Source organism: Mesorhizobium sp. WSM3864 (assembly GCF_002294955.1).
Classification (GTDB): Bacteria; Pseudomonadota; Alphaproteobacteria; order Rhizobiales; family Rhizobiaceae; genus Mesorhizobium.
Map to the genome: position 1 here is coordinate 35,249 of NZ_NSGD01000008.1, position 15,044 is coordinate 50,292.

General features: G+C 65.1%; 19 protein-coding genes. 10 read left to right on the plus strand and 9 right to left on the minus strand.

The genetic code is table 11. The features are described from left to right. Positions 1-5: 5 nt before the first annotated feature. The 6 genes from CK215_RS17840 to hrcA all read right to left on the minus strand — a co-directional run bounded on the left by CK215_RS17840 (position 6) and on the right by hrcA (position 5,753). Entirely contained in the window at positions 6-635 is a 630-nt protein-coding gene (locus tag CK215_RS17840) for a glutathione S-transferase family protein (RefSeq protein WP_095831707.1), read from the minus strand. A 447-nt stretch (positions 636-1,082) separates the two neighbouring features. Next, complete coding sequence (gene cysK / locus CK215_RS17845; RefSeq protein ID WP_095776783.1) at positions 1,083-2,063, minus strand: cysteine synthase A; 981 nt, start codon at positions 2,061-2,063, stop codon at positions 1,083-1,085. A 188-nt stretch (positions 2,064-2,251) separates the two neighbouring features. Next, complete coding sequence (locus tag CK215_RS17850; RefSeq protein WP_095776782.1) at positions 2,252-2,869, minus strand: LysE family translocator; 618 nt, start codon at positions 2,867-2,869, stop codon at positions 2,252-2,254. Positions 2,870-2,981: 112 nt separating this feature from the next. Further along, a complete protein-coding gene (locus CK215_RS17855) occupies positions 2,982-4,331 on the minus strand; it encodes a sorbosone dehydrogenase family protein (protein ID WP_095831708.1) in 1,350 nt (449 codons plus the stop codon). A gap of 110 nt (positions 4,332-4,441) precedes the next feature. Next, a complete protein-coding gene (locus CK215_RS17860) occupies positions 4,442-4,639 on the minus strand; it encodes a hypothetical protein (RefSeq protein ID WP_067003314.1) in 198 nt (65 codons plus the stop codon). A gap of 31 nt (positions 4,640-4,670) precedes the next feature. Further along, positions 4,671-5,753, minus strand: coding sequence for a heat-inducible transcriptional repressor HrcA (gene hrcA / locus CK215_RS17865; protein ID WP_067003197.1), 1,083 nt, complete (start codon positions 5,751-5,753; stop codon positions 4,671-4,673). A 167-nt stretch (positions 5,754-5,920) separates the two neighbouring features. On the opposite strand from hrcA, the gene rph reads away from it, so the two are divergent. From rph to CK215_RS17890, 5 genes are all read left to right on the plus strand, one after another. After that, a complete protein-coding gene (rph, locus tag CK215_RS17870) occupies positions 5,921-6,637 on the plus strand; it encodes a ribonuclease PH (RefSeq protein ID WP_067003199.1) in 717 nt (238 codons plus the stop codon). Positions 6,638-6,713: 76 nt separating this feature from the next. Further along, complete coding sequence (locus tag CK215_RS17875) at positions 6,714-7,124, plus strand: VOC family protein (protein WP_067003201.1); 411 nt, start codon at positions 6,714-6,716, stop codon at positions 7,122-7,124. Then, positions 7,125-7,802 (plus strand): RdgB/HAM1 family non-canonical purine NTP pyrophosphatase, encoded by a 678-nt coding sequence (gene rdgB, locus CK215_RS17880; RefSeq protein ID WP_095831709.1) that lies wholly within the window; start codon positions 7,125-7,127, stop codon positions 7,800-7,802. It abuts the gene before it with no gap. Then, a complete protein-coding gene (gene hemW / locus CK215_RS17885) occupies positions 7,799-8,977 on the plus strand; it encodes a radical SAM family heme chaperone HemW (protein WP_095831710.1) in 1,179 nt (392 codons plus the stop codon). Before rdgB ends, hemW begins: the two co-directional genes overlap by 4 nt. After that, entirely contained in the window at positions 8,974-9,297 is a 324-nt protein-coding gene (locus CK215_RS17890; protein ID WP_095831711.1) for a low molecular weight protein tyrosine phosphatase family protein, read from the plus strand. Before hemW ends, CK215_RS17890 begins: the two co-directional genes overlap by 4 nt. Positions 9,298-9,379: 82 nt before the next feature. Here the strand turns inward: CK215_RS17890 and CK215_RS17895 are convergent, their stop codons facing one another. Continuing rightward, positions 9,380-9,568, minus strand: coding sequence for a hypothetical protein (locus CK215_RS17895; protein ID WP_095831712.1), 189 nt, complete (start codon positions 9,566-9,568; stop codon positions 9,380-9,382). A 7-nt stretch (positions 9,569-9,575) separates the two neighbouring features. After that, a complete protein-coding gene (locus CK215_RS17900) occupies positions 9,576-9,773 on the minus strand; it encodes a hypothetical protein (protein WP_095831713.1) in 198 nt (65 codons plus the stop codon). A 153-nt stretch (positions 9,774-9,926) separates the two neighbouring features. Between CK215_RS17900 and rsmI the strand changes: the two genes are divergently transcribed. Further along, entirely contained in the window at positions 9,927-10,823 is an 897-nt protein-coding gene (rsmI, locus tag CK215_RS17905; protein ID WP_095831714.1) for a 16S rRNA (cytidine(1402)-2'-O)-methyltransferase, read from the plus strand. Beyond that, on the plus strand, positions 10,816-11,193 hold the full coding sequence (locus tag CK215_RS17910) for a YraN family protein (RefSeq protein WP_067003215.1): 378 nt from the start codon (positions 10,816-10,818) through the stop codon (positions 11,191-11,193). Before rsmI ends, CK215_RS17910 begins: the two co-directional genes overlap by 8 nt. A gap of 34 nt (positions 11,194-11,227) precedes the next feature. On the opposite strand, the gene CK215_RS17915 is transcribed toward CK215_RS17910, so the two are convergent. Next, on the minus strand, positions 11,228-12,034 hold the full coding sequence (locus CK215_RS17915) for an undecaprenyl-diphosphate phosphatase (RefSeq protein WP_095831715.1): 807 nt from the start codon (positions 12,032-12,034) through the stop codon (positions 11,228-11,230). Positions 12,035-12,194: 160 nt separating this feature from the next. On the opposite strand from CK215_RS17915, the gene CK215_RS17920 reads away from it, so the two are divergent. From CK215_RS17920 to CK215_RS17930, 3 genes are read left to right on the plus strand one after another with little or no spacing between them, the layout of a single operon-like run. After that, entirely contained in the window at positions 12,195-12,887 is a 693-nt protein-coding gene (locus CK215_RS17920) for a glutathione S-transferase family protein (RefSeq protein ID WP_067003220.1), read from the plus strand. Next, positions 12,868-14,040 (plus strand): tRNA epoxyqueuosine(34) reductase QueG, encoded by a 1,173-nt coding sequence (queG, locus tag CK215_RS17925; RefSeq protein WP_095831716.1) that lies wholly within the window; start codon positions 12,868-12,870, stop codon positions 14,038-14,040. Before CK215_RS17920 ends, queG begins: the two co-directional genes overlap by 20 nt. A gap of 3 nt (positions 14,041-14,043) precedes the next feature. Continuing rightward, positions 14,044-14,949 (plus strand): SDR family oxidoreductase, encoded by a 906-nt coding sequence (locus tag CK215_RS17930; protein ID WP_095831717.1) that lies wholly within the window; start codon positions 14,044-14,046, stop codon positions 14,947-14,949. Positions 14,950-15,044: the final 95 nt, after the last annotated feature.

Sequence of the window (15,044 nt, forward strand, 5' to 3'; positions counted from 1 at the left end):
CGCAACTAGTCCTGCGGCCACATCTCATGAGAAAGGTTCAGTTTCCGCATGATCGCATGCTGGCGCAACTTGCCCCACAGCCGTTCGATGTTCGGCCAGGCCACGCGAGCGCTCTTGGTGTCGGGATGCCAGGCCACCAGCATCACGAGATAGATGTCGGCAAGCGAAAGTTCCTCACCGGCCAGCCACTCACGGTCGGCGAGCGCGCTGTCGAGAATGGCAAAGCCGCGATCCATTTCCGCGATAGCCGCCTCCTTGACCACCTGCACGCTATCGGCGTCGGCCGTGTAGCGGTGGGGGTAATAGAGCCTCAGGATCGCCGGATAGAGCGCCGACGACATGAAGGCCATCCAGCGCAGGAAATCGGCGCGCGCCGGCGAGCCCGCTTGCGGCGCCAGATGCGCTTCTGGATGACGCTCGGCGAGCAGGATGCAGATCGCCGCCGATTCGGTCATCGAACGACCGTCGGGCAATGTCAGCGCCGGCACCTGGTTCAACGGGCTGATGGCGAGGAAAGCCGGATCGGGCGGATCCTTCTTCGGCACGTCGATCTGCCGGAAAGGCGCGCCGGCCATGGCCAGGGCCGCCTCGACGACGAAGCCGCCGCTGCCGGGACGCGTGTAAAGCTTGTACATAAAATCCTCCCGCCGGCCGATTCGAGGCCGGCGGCGATTTGAACCGGAAGCGGCGCCTTCCTCAAGCCGGGCTCCGCTTGCCACAGACGCTTTTTGAGCGATCCAGCTTGCATCATCCCGGGAGCGCCGCTGGCCGCAAGCTCTTGAGATTGGCTGTGGCGTTCCCGACTTCGTCATCCGCGGGCGGAGCAAGGAGCAAAGCGACGCGCGCAGACCCGAGGATCCATGCCGCGACGTCTCCACGTCACAAGCTTTGCGGGTCTTTCTGCGGAGGAACAGCGGCTCCGTTAATCTCGGATAAGACGGGTGGTATCCATTCTGGACCGTGGCATTTCCTGGCCACGGTCACGGCGTGGATGCCAGGATCGACGCGACGGAGCTTCGCTCCTGCTTCGCCCTGGGACTACGACCGTGAGGGGCTGAAGACATTCCTCGAGCTATGAGCGCCTAGGCCCCCAGCCCGTCGAACAGGATCGTCGAGAGATAGCGCTCGGCGAAGGACGGAATGACGACGACGAGGTTCTTGTCCTTGTTTTCCGGCCGCGAGCCGACGACGATCGCCGCCTGCAGCGCGGCACCCGACGATATGCCGACCGGCACGCCTTCGAGGCGGGCGACGAGGCGCGCATTGGCGACCGAATCCTCGTTCGAGACCCTGACGATCTCATCATAGATCGTGGTGTCGAGGATCTTGGGCGCGAAGCCGGCGCCGATGCCTTGAATCTTGTGCGGGCCGGGCTGGCCGCCGGAGAGCACCGGCGAGGCTTCCGGCTCGACTGCCACCACATGCAGCGAAGGCTTGCGCTTCTTCAGCACCTGGCCGACGCCGGTGATCGTGCCGCCGGTGCCGATGCCGGCGACGAAGATGTCGACCTCGCCATTGGTGTCGTTCCAGACCTCCTCCGCCGTGGTGCGGCGGTGGATTTCCGGATTGGCCGGGTTCTCGAACTGCTGCGGGATGATGGCGTTGGGCAGCGTCGCGGCAAGCTCGTCGGCCTTGGCGATGGCGCCCTTCATGCCTTTCGGGCCTTCGGTGAGCACCAATTCGGCACCGAGCAGCGCCAGCATCTTGCGACGTTCGACCGACATTGTCTCCGGCATGGTGAGGATCAGCTTGTAACCCTTGGCGGCGGCGGCGAAGGCCAGCGCGATGCCGGTGTTGCCGGAGGTCGGCTCGATCAGCGTGGTCTTGCCCGGCGCAATCTTGCCGGCCTCCTCCAGAGCCTCGATCATCGAGACCCCGATGCGGTCCTTGACCGAGGCGATCGGGTTGAAGAATTCGAGCTTGGCCAGCAGGTTGGCGACGATGCCCTTCTCCTTGGCGAATTTATCCAGCCGCACCAGCGGCGTGTCTCCAATCGTCTCGGTGATCGAGTTGAAGATGCGGCCGCGGCCGGGGACGCGCGCGGAGGTGACGGGCTTGTTCATTGGTTTCGCTCCCAAGGCAAAGGCATAGGCAAACAGAATAAGGCTTTCAGCCGCGCAAGATAGGCTGCTCGCCCAAAATTTCCGAGTGGGGCGATTGCTGAAAACCTCCCCGCGCCGGAAATGCATTTTTTGGATCGGCCCGTTTTGGGGACGCTTTCCCCGAAATGGGGGCCGGTTGAGAATGGGCCTTATTGACGGGCCGCGATGGCGGCTGCCGCTCCCATCATGAAGCCGGCGGCGGTGCGGTTCAGCACCTTCAGCGCGCGCGGCGACTTCAGGAACCAGCGCGCCTTGGCAGCCAGCGCCAGATAGGGGACCAGCACCACGAACAGGACGACGACGGTCAGCGCGACGAGGATACCGTAGTCGGCCGGCGTGATCGTCTTCAGATTGACGATGGTCGGCGTGATGGCGAGATAGAAGATCATCGTCTTCGGGTTGCCGAGCGTCACCGTCAGCCCGGCGATGAAGCTCGACGCCAGGCCGCTCTTGCTCTTCCGCGCCTCGACCGTTTCGGGCGAGATGCCGCTCGTCCAGAAGCGCCAGGCAAGGAAGGCGAGATAAGCGACGCCCGCCCATTTGATGGCGAGAAACACCATGCCGAAGGTCTGGGCGACGAAGGCGAGGCCAAGCACGACGGCGGTGAGGTAGGTAATGTCGCCGAGCATGAGACCGAACGACATAGCCAGCGACGAACGGAAGCCGGAGCCGAGCGCGCGGGCAACAAGCGCAGTCACGCCGGGGCCTGGAATGGCGGCGGCGACGCCGAGGGCGGCGCTGTAGGCGAGAAATCCTGTCAGTGTCATGGTTTGAACCCAACGCTATCCCGAGATCGGGATCCAGAGCGGCGGCCTCCTACCACGGCGTCGGGGCGGCGTTAATTGCCTTGCGGCCGGATTCGGTTGCACCAGCGCCGCTTCAGGACCGGCCGTCGCCGTAGGTGACGCGCCATATCGTGCCGTTTCCGTCCTCGGTCAGGATCAGCGATCCATCCTTCGCCACCGCGACACCGACCGGCCGGCCCCAGACCGCATCGTCCGCGATGACGAAGCCGGTGGCGAAATCCTCATACTCGCCGGTCGGCTTGCCGTCCTTGAACTTCAGCCGCACCACCTTGTAGCCGGTGCGGACATTGCGGTTCCACGAGCCGTGCAGGGTGACGAAGGCGTCGCCCTTATAGTCGGCCGGGAAGTTGCCGCCCTCGTAAAAGGCGATGTTGAGCGGCGCCGAATGTGCCTGGATCAGCACGTCCGGCACCGTGACCTTGCCGGCGAGATCGGGCCGCGCGCCTTTGTGGCGCGGATCCTCGTTGTCGCCGATATAGTACCAGGGCCAGCCATAGAAGGCTCCCTCCTTGACGGCAGTCGCATATTCGAAAGGCACGTTGTCGCCGAGCTCGTCGCGTTCGTTGACGACGCACCAGAGCGCGCCCGTGGCCGGCTGCACCGTCATGCCCGAGCAGTTGCGCAGGCCGGTGGCGACCATCCTGCGGTTCTTGCCGTCAGGATCGAAAGCGAGCACATCCGCTCGGCCTTCCTCCGCGCCCCAGGTAGCGCCGAGCGGTGCCGATCTCGCCCATTCTTCGACGCCGCCCTTCGGCCTCGCTCCCATGCCCTCCGCGGTATTCGAGCCCGAGCCGACCGAGAGATAGAGCGTTTTGCCGTCGGGCGAAAAGGCGATGTCGCGCGTCCAGTGATGGCTCGACGGGATGTCCGAGACGATCGTTTCGGGCTTGCCCGAAGCTTTGAGGTCGCCGTCGCGATAGGCAAAGCGGACGACGCTGTTGCTGTTGGCGACATAGACCCATTGCGGCTTGTCGCCCGGCGGATAGAAGGCGATGCCGTAGGGCCGGGTCAGGCCTTTGGCAAAGACCGACTTCTCGGCGGGCTTGGCGCTGCCTTCGGCCAGTCGATAGACGCGGACCTGGTTCGCCCTGCTGTCGGCGACGAAGAGATCGCCGTTCGGCGCCGTGCGCACGACACGCGGGCTGCTGATGCCCGAAGCCACCAGTTCGGCCGAAAAGCCGAGTGGGAGGGCTGGCGTGGCATCCTCGGGGCGATCGGTGACACCGCCGCCGTTCGAGGCGGATTCGGCGACATTCGGCTTCGGGAGATCGTCGGGCCTGATGAGGCGCCGCACGCCGGGCCGGTCGGCCTTCCAGTCACCGAAGGCCTTTTTGCCGGTGAGCAGGGGCTGGTCGGCCTGCTGCGCGACGGCGCCGGAGGCCAGGAACAAAGCGAGGGCGGCAAGGCCGGCAATGCGTATCATGCTGTTCTCCGTTATTCGCCAACGTGCATCAGCAACCAGACAGCGAATATCGGGCAGGCTTTCCAAAAGAGAAGCCGGGCATGCGGATTTTGACGGGAAACGCCGGCAGTTCAGCTCTCTTCGATATCCAGATCGTCGTCGAGCTGCTTTTCCAGCGCGACCAGATCGGCCGGCAGCGGCAGGCCCATGGCGCGCATTTCCCTGAGCTTCTCGCGCAGTAGCTCCTGGATCTCGTGATCGTCTTCCGGCTGGTTCACCATCTCCTCGAGCAGCAGGCTGATCTGGGCCTTGAACGATTCCAGCGCCATTTCCACCCTCCTTGCGACGTTTCCCGCTCGCCTACCTCAGCATGCGCGAAATCAACTGGGCCGTATAGTCGACCATCGGGACGATGCGGGCATAGTTCAATCGCGTCGGGCCGATGACGCCGAGCGCGCCGACGACGCGCGCATCCTTGTCGCGATAGGGCGCGACCACGAGCGACGAACCGGACAGCGAAAACAACTTGTTCTCCGAGCCGATGAAGATGCGCACGCCCGGACCTTCCTCGGCGAGGTCGAGGAGCTGCAGCAGTCCGTCCTGCGTTTCCAGATCCTCGAACAGATGGCGCAGCAATTCGAGATCGGCCTGGGCGGTGACGTTTTCCAGAAGATTGGCGCGGCCGCGCACGATGAGGCGCGCCGGCAGGCCGCTCTCGGCGCCGGCCCAGACCGCGAGGCCCTTCTCGACCAGTTCCTGCGACAGCGTGTCGAGAGCCGCCCTGGTCTCGTCCTTGATGCGCGCGATCTCGACCCGGGCCTCGGCCAGCGTGCGGCCGCGGATATGGGCGTTGAGGAAGTTCGAGGCCTCGTGCAGCTGCGAGACGGTGATACCGGCCGGCAGGTCGACAACGCGGTTCTCGACATCGCCGCTCTGCGACACGAGGACGGCGAGCGCCTTGGTGGGTTCCAACTGGATGAACTCGATGTGCTTCAGAGCCACCTCGTTCTTGGCGGCGAGCACCAGGCCGGCGCCGCGCGACATGCCGGAGAGCATCTGGCTGGCCTCTGTCAGCATATGCTCCAGCGTCGCGCCCGAGCCCGAGGCACGCACCTGCGCCTCGATGACGCGGCGCTCGTCGTCCGACAGATCGCCGAGCTCCATAAAGGCATCGACGAAGAAGCGCAGGCCGGTCTGGGTCGGCAGGCGCCCGGCCGAGATATGCGGCGCGTAGATCAGCCCCAGATGCTCGAGGTCGCTCATCACGTTGCGGATGGTGGCCGGTGACAGCGACGACGGCAGGATGCGCGACAGGCTGCGCGAGCCGACCGGCTCGCCGTCGCGCAGATAGGAATCGACAATCCGCCGGAAGATGTCGCGCGAGCGCATGTCGAGCGACTGAAGCACGGGCGGCTGCGATGCGGGATCGACTGCCTTGTTCATTCCAGCGAAAAACCTCCTATTGGAAGATATAGACTTAAGCCTCCCTGGCGCAACCCGGGCCATTTTCCCTTTGCGCGGAGTTTCCTTGGCGCCCTTTTCCTTTGCGCCATCCATCGCATGCGTCTACAAGCCGCCGACGAATCCAAAACGATAGGAAAGAAGGCCGAATGCGCCCCTCCAAACGCCAGCCCGACGAAATGCGCGCCATCTCCTTCGAGCGCGGCGTCTCCAAGCATGCCGAAGGCTCGTGCCTGGTGAAGTTCGGCGACACGCATGTGCTGTGCACGGCGAGCCTGGAGGAAAAGGTGCCGGCCTGGATGCGCAATTCCGGCAAGGGCTGGGTTACGGCCGAATACGGCATGCTGCCGCGCTCGACGGGCGAGCGGATGCGCCGCGAGGCCTCCGCCGGCAAGCAGGGTGGCCGCACGCTGGAGATCCAGCGGCTGATCGGTCGTTCGTTGCGCGCCGTTGTCGACCTGCAGGCGCTGGGCGAACAGCAGATCACCGTCGACTGCGACGTCATCCAGGCCGACGGCGGCACCCGCACCGCCTCGATCACCGGCGGCTGGGTGGCGCTATACGATTGCCTGCGCTGGATGGAAGCGCGCCAGATGGCCAGCGTTTCCAAGGTGCTCAAGGACCATGTCGCGGCGATCTCCTGCGGCATCCATGACGGACAGCCGGTCATCGATCTCGATTATCTCGAGGATTCCTCGGCCGGCACCGACGCCAATTTCGTCATGACCGGCAAGGGCGGCATCGTCGAGATCCAGGGCACGGCGGAAGGCGAGCCCTTCTCCGAAGAGCAGTTTTCGGCACTGATGGGACTGGCCAAGAAGGGTATTTCTCGGCTGGTCAGCCTGCAGCAGATGGCGGTGGCGTAGGTTTTCGAATGCCGAGCCTAGGCACCCCCCTCTGGCCTGCCGGCCATCTGCCCGACAGGGCAGAGGGGGGTGCTTCGTGACTCCCTCCGCGATTCTGGAATCAGCGCTCTACGTCACAGACCTAACCGCTGCCGAAGCCTTCTACCGCGACATCCTCGGCCTGGATCCGCTGGGCAAGGTCGAAGGCCGCCACGTCTTCTTCCGCTGCGGCAACGGCGTGCTGCTCATCTTCAATGCCGAGGCGACGAAAATTCCGCCGGCGCCCGACGCCAGGCTGAAGGTGCCGCCGCACGGCACGGTCGGCGAGGGGCATCTTTGCTTCACCGCGACTGCGGCCGAGATTGCCGAATGGCGCAAGCATCTGGCGGCCAAGAACATCGCCATCGAAAGCGATTTCGAGTGGCCGCAGGGCGGACATTCGATCTATATCCGCGACCCTTCGGGCAATTCGATCGAGTTCGCCGAACCAAGGATCTGGGGTCTCTGAATGCATTCTTTGAACGGACAAAAGATCGTCGTCGCCAGCCACAATGAAGGCAAGCTGCGCGAATTCGCCGACTTGATGGCCCCGTTCGGCTTCGAGGCGAAGTCGGCCAAGGATTACGGCCTCCCGGAACCGGACGAGACCGGCACGACCTTCGAGGAGAATGCCTATATCAAGGCCTATGCCGCCGCCAAGGCCACCGGCCTGCCGGCGCTGTCGGACGATTCGGGGCTCTGCGTCGACGCGCTCGACGGGGCGCCCGGCGTCTACACAGCCAACTGGGCCGAGACGGCGGACGGCACACGCGATTTCGGCATGGCCATGCAGCGCACCGAAGTGGCGTTGCAGGAGGTCGGCGCGACCGAGCCGGCGCAGCGCACCGGCCGTTTCGTCGCCGTCATCTGCCTCGCCTTTCCCGATGGCGAGGCCGAATATTACCGCGGCGAGGCCGAAGGCACGCTGGTCTGGCCGCCGCGCGGCACGCTCGGCTTCGGCTACGATCCGGTGTTCCTGCCCAACGGCTTCGCCAAGACTTTTGGCGAGATGAGCGCCGAGCAAAAGCATGGCTGGAAGCCCGGCCAGGCAACAGCCCTGTCGCACCGCGCCCGCGCCTTCCAGAAGTTTGCCCAGGCCCGCTTGGATTTGGCGCGGCTGGATCCGGCGCGGCTCGGGTCAAAATGATTGGGACAGGCCAGACCATGCCGCTCGACCGCAGCCCCGGCTTCGGCGTCTATATCCATTGGCCGTTCTGCGCGGCCAAATGCCCTTACTGCGACTTCAACAGCCACGTTCGCCACCAGCCGGTCGACCAGGAGCGTTTTGCGCGGGCCTTCGAGACGGAGCTCAAGACGATGCGCGCCCGCACCGGGCCGCGCGAGGTGACCAGCGTCTTCCTCGGCGGCGGCACGCCGTCGCTGATGAAGCCGGAAACGGTGTCAGCGGTTCTGGAAGCCGTAGCGAAGAACTGGACGGTGCCTGCCGGGATCGAGGTGACGCTGGAGGCCAATCCGTCCTCGGTCGAGGCGGAGCGCTTCCGCGGTTACCGGGCGGCCGGCGTCGACCGTGTCTCCCTCGGCGTGCAGGCGCTGAACGACAAGGACCTGCGCTTCCTCGGCCGGCTGCACAATGTCGAGGAGGCGTTGCACGCCATCGGGCTGGCGCGGGAAATCTTTCCGCGGCTCTCCTTCGACCTGATCTATGCGCGGCCCGGCCAGACGCCGGAGGCTTGGGCTTCAGAGCTTGAACAGGCGATCGGCCACGCCGCCGACCACCTGTCGCTCTATCAACTCACCATCGAGGAGGGCACGCCGTTCCATGCACTCCACTCAGCGCGAAAATTCGTCCTGCCCGACAACGACCATGCCGCCGACCTCTACGCGCTGACGCAGGAGGTGACCGCGGCGCACGGGCTTCCGGCCTACGAAATCTCCAACCACGCGCGGCCGGGCGCGGAAAGCCGGCACAACCTGACTTATTGGCGCTACGGCGAATATGTCGGCGTCGGACCGGGCGCGCATGGCCGCTTCGTCGAGGACGGCCGCCGCACCGTGACGGTCGCGCAAAAGATGCCTGAGACCTGGGCCAACCTGGTCGAAGCCAGGGGCCATGGCGTCACCGGCGGCGAGGTGCTGACGCGCGCCGAAGAAGCCGACGAGTTCCTATTGATGGGGCTGCGGCTGGCCGAAGGCATCGACCTCCAGCGCTACGAGACGCTTGCCGGGCGTAGTCTGGCGAGCGACCGATTGTCGGTGCTGCAGGAAGAGGGGCTGGTGGCGCCGGTCGGCAACGCCCGCCTCCGCGCCACGACCGCCGGCATGATCGTGCTCGATGCGGTGGTGGCAGACCTCGCGCGGTGAAAAAGGTTCTCTTCGTCTGCAGCCAGAACCGCCTGCGCAGCGCCACCGCCGAGCAGGTGTTTTCCAGGCGCCGCGACCTCGAGGTCGAATCGGCCGGCACCAATCACGACGCGGACAACCCGCTGACGCATGAGCTGGTCGCGTGGGCCGAGATCATCTTCGTCATGGAGAAGGCGCATCGAGTCAAGCTGCAGAAGAAGTTCCGGTCAAGCCTGATGCGGGCACGGGTGATCTGCCTCGACATCCCGGACAACTATGCGTTCATGGATCCGGAACTGGTGCGGCTGCTCGAGGCGAAGGTCACTAAATATCTGGGCTGAATGGCGTCAGGCGCCAAGCATGGCGCTTCGCTCCTCGCTCCGCCTGGGATGAGGCGAGAGATCGCGAAGCGTCGCAACTGCTCTAGGCGTCGTGCTTCTGGCGGTGCTTCCCGCGATCCTTTTCCGCATGCGCGCCGCCGGAACGGCCTTGCTTCAGGTCGGTCTTGTCGCGGCGGTTCCCGTGCTGGGCGGCGATCGGATGGGAAGGAATGCCCTCGCGGGCGGTCTTGCTTTCGAGTCGTGTGATGAAAATGTCGAAGCGATTGGGCATCGTCCGGTCAGTGCTCCGTCGTGCTTTCGGTTTCGGTCGAGGCGTCTTGAACCGCGGGGCTTGGAAGCGGCTTCATCACTTCCTTGTCCTTTGTTCTGGCGGAAGGTTCCCGATTCTCCGAACCGGCAGCCTTCTCCGATCCGGCAAAGCGCTTGCAGCCCGAATAATAGGGCGTGAAAGCGTCTTGAATGATCAGGCTGTCCATCCTGTCCTCCTCCTCGGGAATCAGGGGTAAAATCCGCCTTACGCGGTTTGGTTCCGCATCGTGGCAAAGGCATGGCGATTCCCCCGCGTCGCCATCACGTTTTGCAACCGCAGATCAGCCGTGGCAAACAGTGGCGCGTGGGGAGGGCCTCAATTGACCGGCGACAAACGCAGTTATGTGATCGGGCAGACCGAGATTGCGGCGCGGCCGCTGGAGCCGGCGCTCTATCTGGTGGCGACGCCGATCGGCAATCTCGCCGATGTCACGCTGCGTGCGCTGGAGACGCTGGCCGGCGCCGACATCGTTGCCTGCGAGGATACGCGCGTCTCGCGCGTGCTGCTCGAACGCTACGGCGTTCGCCGGCGCACCACGGCCTATCACGAGCACAATGCCGCCGAGGCCGGGCCGAGGCTGATCGAGTCGCTCGCTGCCGGACAGAGCGTGGCGCTGATCTCGGATGCCGGCACGCCGCTGGTTTCCGATCCCGGCTACCGGCTGGTCGGCGAGGCGCTGGAGCGCGGCATCCGCGTTATTCCGGTGCCCGGACCGTCGGCGGCGCTTGCCGCGCTGACCGCTTCCGGCCTGCCTTCCGACGCCTTTCTGTTCGCCGGCTTCTTGCCGGTCAAGGCAGGCCAGAGGCTCACCAAGCTCGAAAGCTTCAGGCAGGTGCCGGCGACGCTCATCTTCTATGAATCGCCGCGCCGGCTGGCCGAGACGCTTGGCGCGATGGTGCAAGTGCTTGGCGGAGCGCGCAAAGCGGCGATCGGCCGCGAGCTGACCAAGGCGTTTGAGGAGATGCGAACGGGGACGCTCGGAGAGCTTGCCGATCACTACGCGGCGGCCGAGACGCCCAAAGGCGAAATCGTGGTCTGCGTCGGCCCGCCGGAGGCGGCCGAGGACCAGCCGGCCGACATCGACCGGCTGCTGTTGTCTTTAGCCGCCGAAATGCCGGCCTCCAAAGCGGCGGCGGAAGCGGCGAAAATGACCGGTGGCCAGAAACAGGCGCTCTACCGCCGGCTGATCGAGCTGAAGGCGGACGGCGGTGGCTGAGCGCACCGTCGTTTATCGGCGAAAAGCCTATCGGCGCGGCCATCGCGGCGAATGGCTGGCGGCGCTGGCGCTGATGCTGAAGGGTTATCGCATCCTTGCGCGCCGCCATCGCACAAAGCTCGGCGAGATCGACCTGATCGCCAGGCGCGGCGACCTTGTACTGTTCGTCGAGGTCAAGGCGCGGCGGACGCTGATGGAGGCGATGGAAGCGATCGCCCACGCCTCGGAACGGCGCATCGAGGGTGCCGCCGACCTCTGGCTGTCGCGACAGCCGGACTATGGCCGGCTGTCGGTACGCTTCGACATGGTGGCGGTGCTGCCCTGGCGCTGGCCGGTGCATGTCGAGAATGCGTTTTATGGGCGGAATTGAGGGGCTCACCCTCCGCAGTTGTGGGGAGGTAAGCTCACCCCCAGATCATCAGCGCCACCAGTCCGAGCCCGCCAACCACCAGCCGCCACCAGCCGAACAGTGAATAGCCCCTGCGCGAGACGTAATCGAGCAGGAAGCGCACCACGAAGAGCGCGGTGACGAAGGCGGCGATGAAGCCGACGGCAATGATCGGCAGGTCGGCCGAGGTCAGCACGTTGCGGTTCTTGAACAGATCGAAGGCGAAGGCCCCGACCATGGTCGGCATGGCGAGGAAGAAGGAAAACTCCGCCGCCGCGCGCTTGTCGACGCCCAAGAGCAGCGCGCCGACGATGGTCGAGCCGGAGCGCGAGGTGCCGGGTATCAGCGACAGGCACTGGAACAGGCCGATCTGCAGGTAAAGCCTGGTCGGGAAGCGCTCGACATCGCGGTAGACGGGCTTGAGGTTCATGCGGTCGACGGCGAGCAGCACCACGCCGCCAATGATCAGCATGATGCAGATCAGGCGCGGCGATTCGAACAGGAAGGTCTTGATGAAGTCATGCGCCAGCGCGCCGATGAGCGCCGCCGGCAGGAAGGCGATGAGGATGCCGATGGCGAAATGCCTTGTCAGCCGGTCATGCGGCAGTTCGAGCAGCATCTTCCAGAGGCGGCGGAAATAGACGCTCAAGATCGCAAGAATCGCGCCGAGCTGGATCAGGATCTCGAAGGCCTTGCCGGTCGAATGGAAGCCGAGGAAATGGCCGGCGAGCAGGATGTGACCGGTCGACGAGACCGGGATGAATTCGGTCAGGCCCTCGATCAGCCCAAGCAGCAGTGCTTCGACGATGGTCTGGCTTTCCATGGCAACCTCTGCTTCGAGTGACGGCTAAGGGGAAGGGCTTGCTTGTCATGGCGCGGAAGTGCCCCTATAGGTCGCAACACATGACAGTCCCTGGAATCGGGCCGCCAAGACTTACCGGCGCTCACACCAATTTGCCAGTGCGCCCTATCATCGCGGAACCATGCTGACGCTTTTTCACCACCCGATGTTCGCCACCTGCCGGTTCGTCCGCCTCGCCTTCGGCGAGTATGGCGAGGAACTGGCCCTGATCGAGGAGAAGCCCTGGACCCGGCGCAAGGAGTTTCTGGCGCTCAATCCGGCCGGCACGCTGCCGATCCTGCTGGCCGAAGGCGATGTGCCGATCGTCGGCGCCATGGTGATTGCCGAATATCTTGACGAGACACGCGGGGTGCTGAAGCGCGACAGGCGGCTGTTTGCCGAGGACCCGATGCAGCGCGCCGAAATCCGGCGACTGACCGACTGGTATCTCAGCAAGGCCGAAAGCGAGGTCACCCGCCATCTGGTGCGCGAGCGGGTGCTGAAGCCGGTGATGCCGGAGACGGCGGGCGGCGGCTCACCCGATTCGGGCGCGATCCGCGCCGCGCGCGCCAACATCCGCCAGCACATGAAATACACCAACTGGCTGGCCGGCACCCGTCATTGGCTGGCCGGCAACAAGGTGACATATGCCGACCTCGCCGCGGCCGCGACGCTTTCCGTGCTCGACTATCTCGGCGAGATCGACTGGCGCGAGCACGCGGCGGCGCGCGAATGGTATACTCGCGTGAAATCACGGCCGTCGTTCCGGCCGCTGCTCACCGATCGCGTGCGCGGCCTGTCGCCGGTATCGCATTATGCGGACCTCGATTTCTGACACGACGAAGCTGCGCGCGCTGATCGACGCGGAGGCGCGCCGCGCCGGCTTCGACGCCGTTGCCGTCACCCGGCCGGACGCGATCCCGCTGGCTCCCGCGCGCCTGACCGAGTTTGTCGCCGAGGGATTTCACGGCTCGATGGACTGGATCGCCGAGACGATCGGGCGGCGCGCCGAGCCTTCGACGCTGTGGCCGCAAGTGCGTTCGATCATAGTGCTCGCCATGAACTATGGTCCGGACCGGGATCCGCGCGATGTCCTCGACAAACACGATCGCGGTGCGATCTCGGTCTACGCGCAAAATCGCGACTATCACGATGTGATGAAAGGTCGGCTGAAGGAAATCGCGGGCAAGATCGTCGCGCGGGCCGGCGGCGACGTGAAGGTCTTCGTCGACACGGCGCCGGTGATGGAAAAGCCGCTTGCCGAAGCCGCGGGGTTGGGCTGGCAGGGCAAGCACACCAACCTGGTGAGCCGCGAGCATGGCTCATGGCTGTTCCTCGGCACCATCTTCACCACGGCCGAGCTTGAGCCGGACAAAGCCGAGATCGACCATTGCGGCTCCTGCCGCGCCTGCCTCGACATCTGCCCGACCGATGCCTTCCCGGCGCCCTACCGGCTCGATGCGCGGCGTTGCATCTCCTACCTCACCATCGAGAACAAGGGGCCGATCCCGCGCGAATTTCGCGAGGCGATCGGCAACCGCGTCTATGGTTGCGACGACTGCCTCGCCGTGTGTCCGTGGAACAAATTCGCCAGCGTCGCCGCCGAGGCCAAGCTTGCCGCTCGCGAAGATCTGCGCGAGCCGCGGCTGTCGGAGCTGCTGTTGCTCGACGATGCGACGTTCCGCTCCTTTTTCTCGGGCTCGCCAATCAAGCGCATCGGCCGCGACCGTTTCATCCGCAACGCGCTGATCGCCGCCGGCAATTCGGGCGATGCTTCGCTGACGCCGGTCGCGCGCGGCCTAATCGACGACGGCTCGCCGCTGGTGCGGGGTGCGGCAGTATGGGCGCTATCGCGACTGATGCCGCGGCGCGATTTTGCGGAGCTCGCCGCATCGGCCTTGCAGGCCGAAGGCGATGCAACGGTGCGCGAGGAATGGCTGTCAGCGCTGCCGGTTCCCGCAAAGGAACCATTGAAGAAGAGGATTTAATTAATGGGCGAGAGACGCTTCTTCATTTTCGGCGCCGGCTATTCCGGCAAGGCTTTTGCGAGAGCCAATGAAGATGGCGCGCCGATCCTTGGGACGACGCGATCGCCGGGAAAGTTCGAGGCCTTGCGAGAGGCGGGCATCGAGCCGTCAAGCTTCGACGGTTCGTTGACGGCGGAAATCAGCGACGCGCTTCGGCACACAACACATCTCATCATCTCGGTCGCCCCGGACGAAGCGGGCGATCCGGTGCTCAATGCGGCCGGCGAGGCGATCCGGGACAAGATGCCGGCGCTCCAATGGATCGGCTATCTTTCAACCGTCGGCGTCTACGGCGACCATAGCGGTGCCTGGGTGGACGAGAGCGCCGAATGCAGGCCGGTTTCGAAGCGCTCGGCAATGCGGGTGGCGGCCGAACAGGAATGGCTGGCTCTTGGGCGGGAAATCGGCAAGCCGATAGCGATCCTGCGGCTTTCCGGCATTTACGGCCCGGGCCGCAACGCACTGGTTAATCTCGAGGACGGCACCGCGAGGCGCCTGGTCAAGCCCGGCCAGGTCTTCAACCGCATCCATTGCGAGGACATCGCCGGGGCCCTGTGGCACCTGGCCGATAGGAACCGCGGCGGCATCTTCAATGTCACCGACGACGAGCCGGCGCCGCCGCAGGATGTCGTCGCCTACGCCGCCGGGCTGATGGGCGTGGAGGCGCCGCCGGAAATCCCCTTCGAGACGGCGCAACTTTCGCCCATGGCGCGGTCCTTCTACGGCGAAAACAAGCGCGTCGCCAACGCAGCGATCAAAGCGGCCGGCTACAGCTTTCGCTTGCCAAATTATCGGGTGGCGCTGGAGCGGATGTGGGCCGACGGCAACTGGCGGGACGGAGAGCCGCGCAGTCCGATGAAACGCTCGTGAGCGAAGCGACGTGCATTGGCGTGATATGATTCGCGCCTGAACTGCGTCGCCAAGGTTTGATTTATGCATGTCTTTGTCCCGAAACCGGGTCCCAC

Excerpts from the sequence above, each read along its gene's own strand:
- queG (WP_095831716.1), top strand. The coding sequence starts at position 12,868 with ATGCGGACCTCGATTTCTGACACGACGAAGCTGCGCGCGCTGATCGAC.
- CK215_RS17860 (WP_067003314.1), bottom strand. The coding sequence starts at position 4,639 with ATGGCGCTGGAATCGTTCAAGGCCCAGATCAGCCTGCTGCTCGAGGAG.
- CK215_RS17855 (WP_095831708.1), bottom strand. The coding sequence starts at position 4,331 with ATGATACGCATTGCCGGCCTTGCCGCCCTCGCTTTGTTCCTGGCCTCC.
- CK215_RS17850 (WP_095776782.1), bottom strand. The coding sequence starts at position 2,869 with ATGACACTGACAGGATTTCTCGCCTACAGCGCCGCCCTCGGCGTCGCC.
- CK215_RS17895 (WP_095831712.1), bottom strand. The coding sequence starts at position 9,568 with ATGCCCAATCGCTTCGACATTTTCATCACACGACTCGAAAGCAAGACC.
- CK215_RS17915 (WP_095831715.1), bottom strand. The coding sequence starts at position 12,034 with ATGGAAAGCCAGACCATCGTCGAAGCACTGCTGCTTGGGCTGATCGAG.
- CK215_RS17930 (WP_095831717.1), top strand. The coding sequence starts at position 14,044 with ATGGGCGAGAGACGCTTCTTCATTTTCGGCGCCGGCTATTCCGGCAAG.
- rdgB (WP_095831709.1), top strand. The coding sequence starts at position 7,125 with ATGCATTCTTTGAACGGACAAAAGATCGTCGTCGCCAGCCACAATGAA.
- cysK (WP_095776783.1), bottom strand. The coding sequence starts at position 2,063 with ATGAACAAGCCCGTCACCTCCGCGCGCGTCCCCGGCCGCGGCCGCATC.
- CK215_RS17920 (WP_067003220.1), top strand. The coding sequence starts at position 12,195 with ATGCTGACGCTTTTTCACCACCCGATGTTCGCCACCTGCCGGTTCGTC.
- CK215_RS17900 (WP_095831713.1), bottom strand. The coding sequence starts at position 9,773 with ATGGACAGCCTGATCATTCAAGACGCTTTCACGCCCTATTATTCGGGC.
- hrcA (WP_067003197.1), bottom strand. The coding sequence starts at position 5,753 with ATGAACAAGGCAGTCGATCCCGCATCGCAGCCGCCCGTGCTTCAGTCG.
- CK215_RS17840 (WP_095831707.1), bottom strand. The coding sequence starts at position 635 with ATGTACAAGCTTTACACGCGTCCCGGCAGCGGCGGCTTCGTCGTCGAG.
- rph (WP_067003199.1), top strand. The coding sequence starts at position 5,921 with ATGCGCCCCTCCAAACGCCAGCCCGACGAAATGCGCGCCATCTCCTTC.
- hemW (WP_095831710.1), top strand. The coding sequence starts at position 7,799 with ATGATTGGGACAGGCCAGACCATGCCGCTCGACCGCAGCCCCGGCTTC.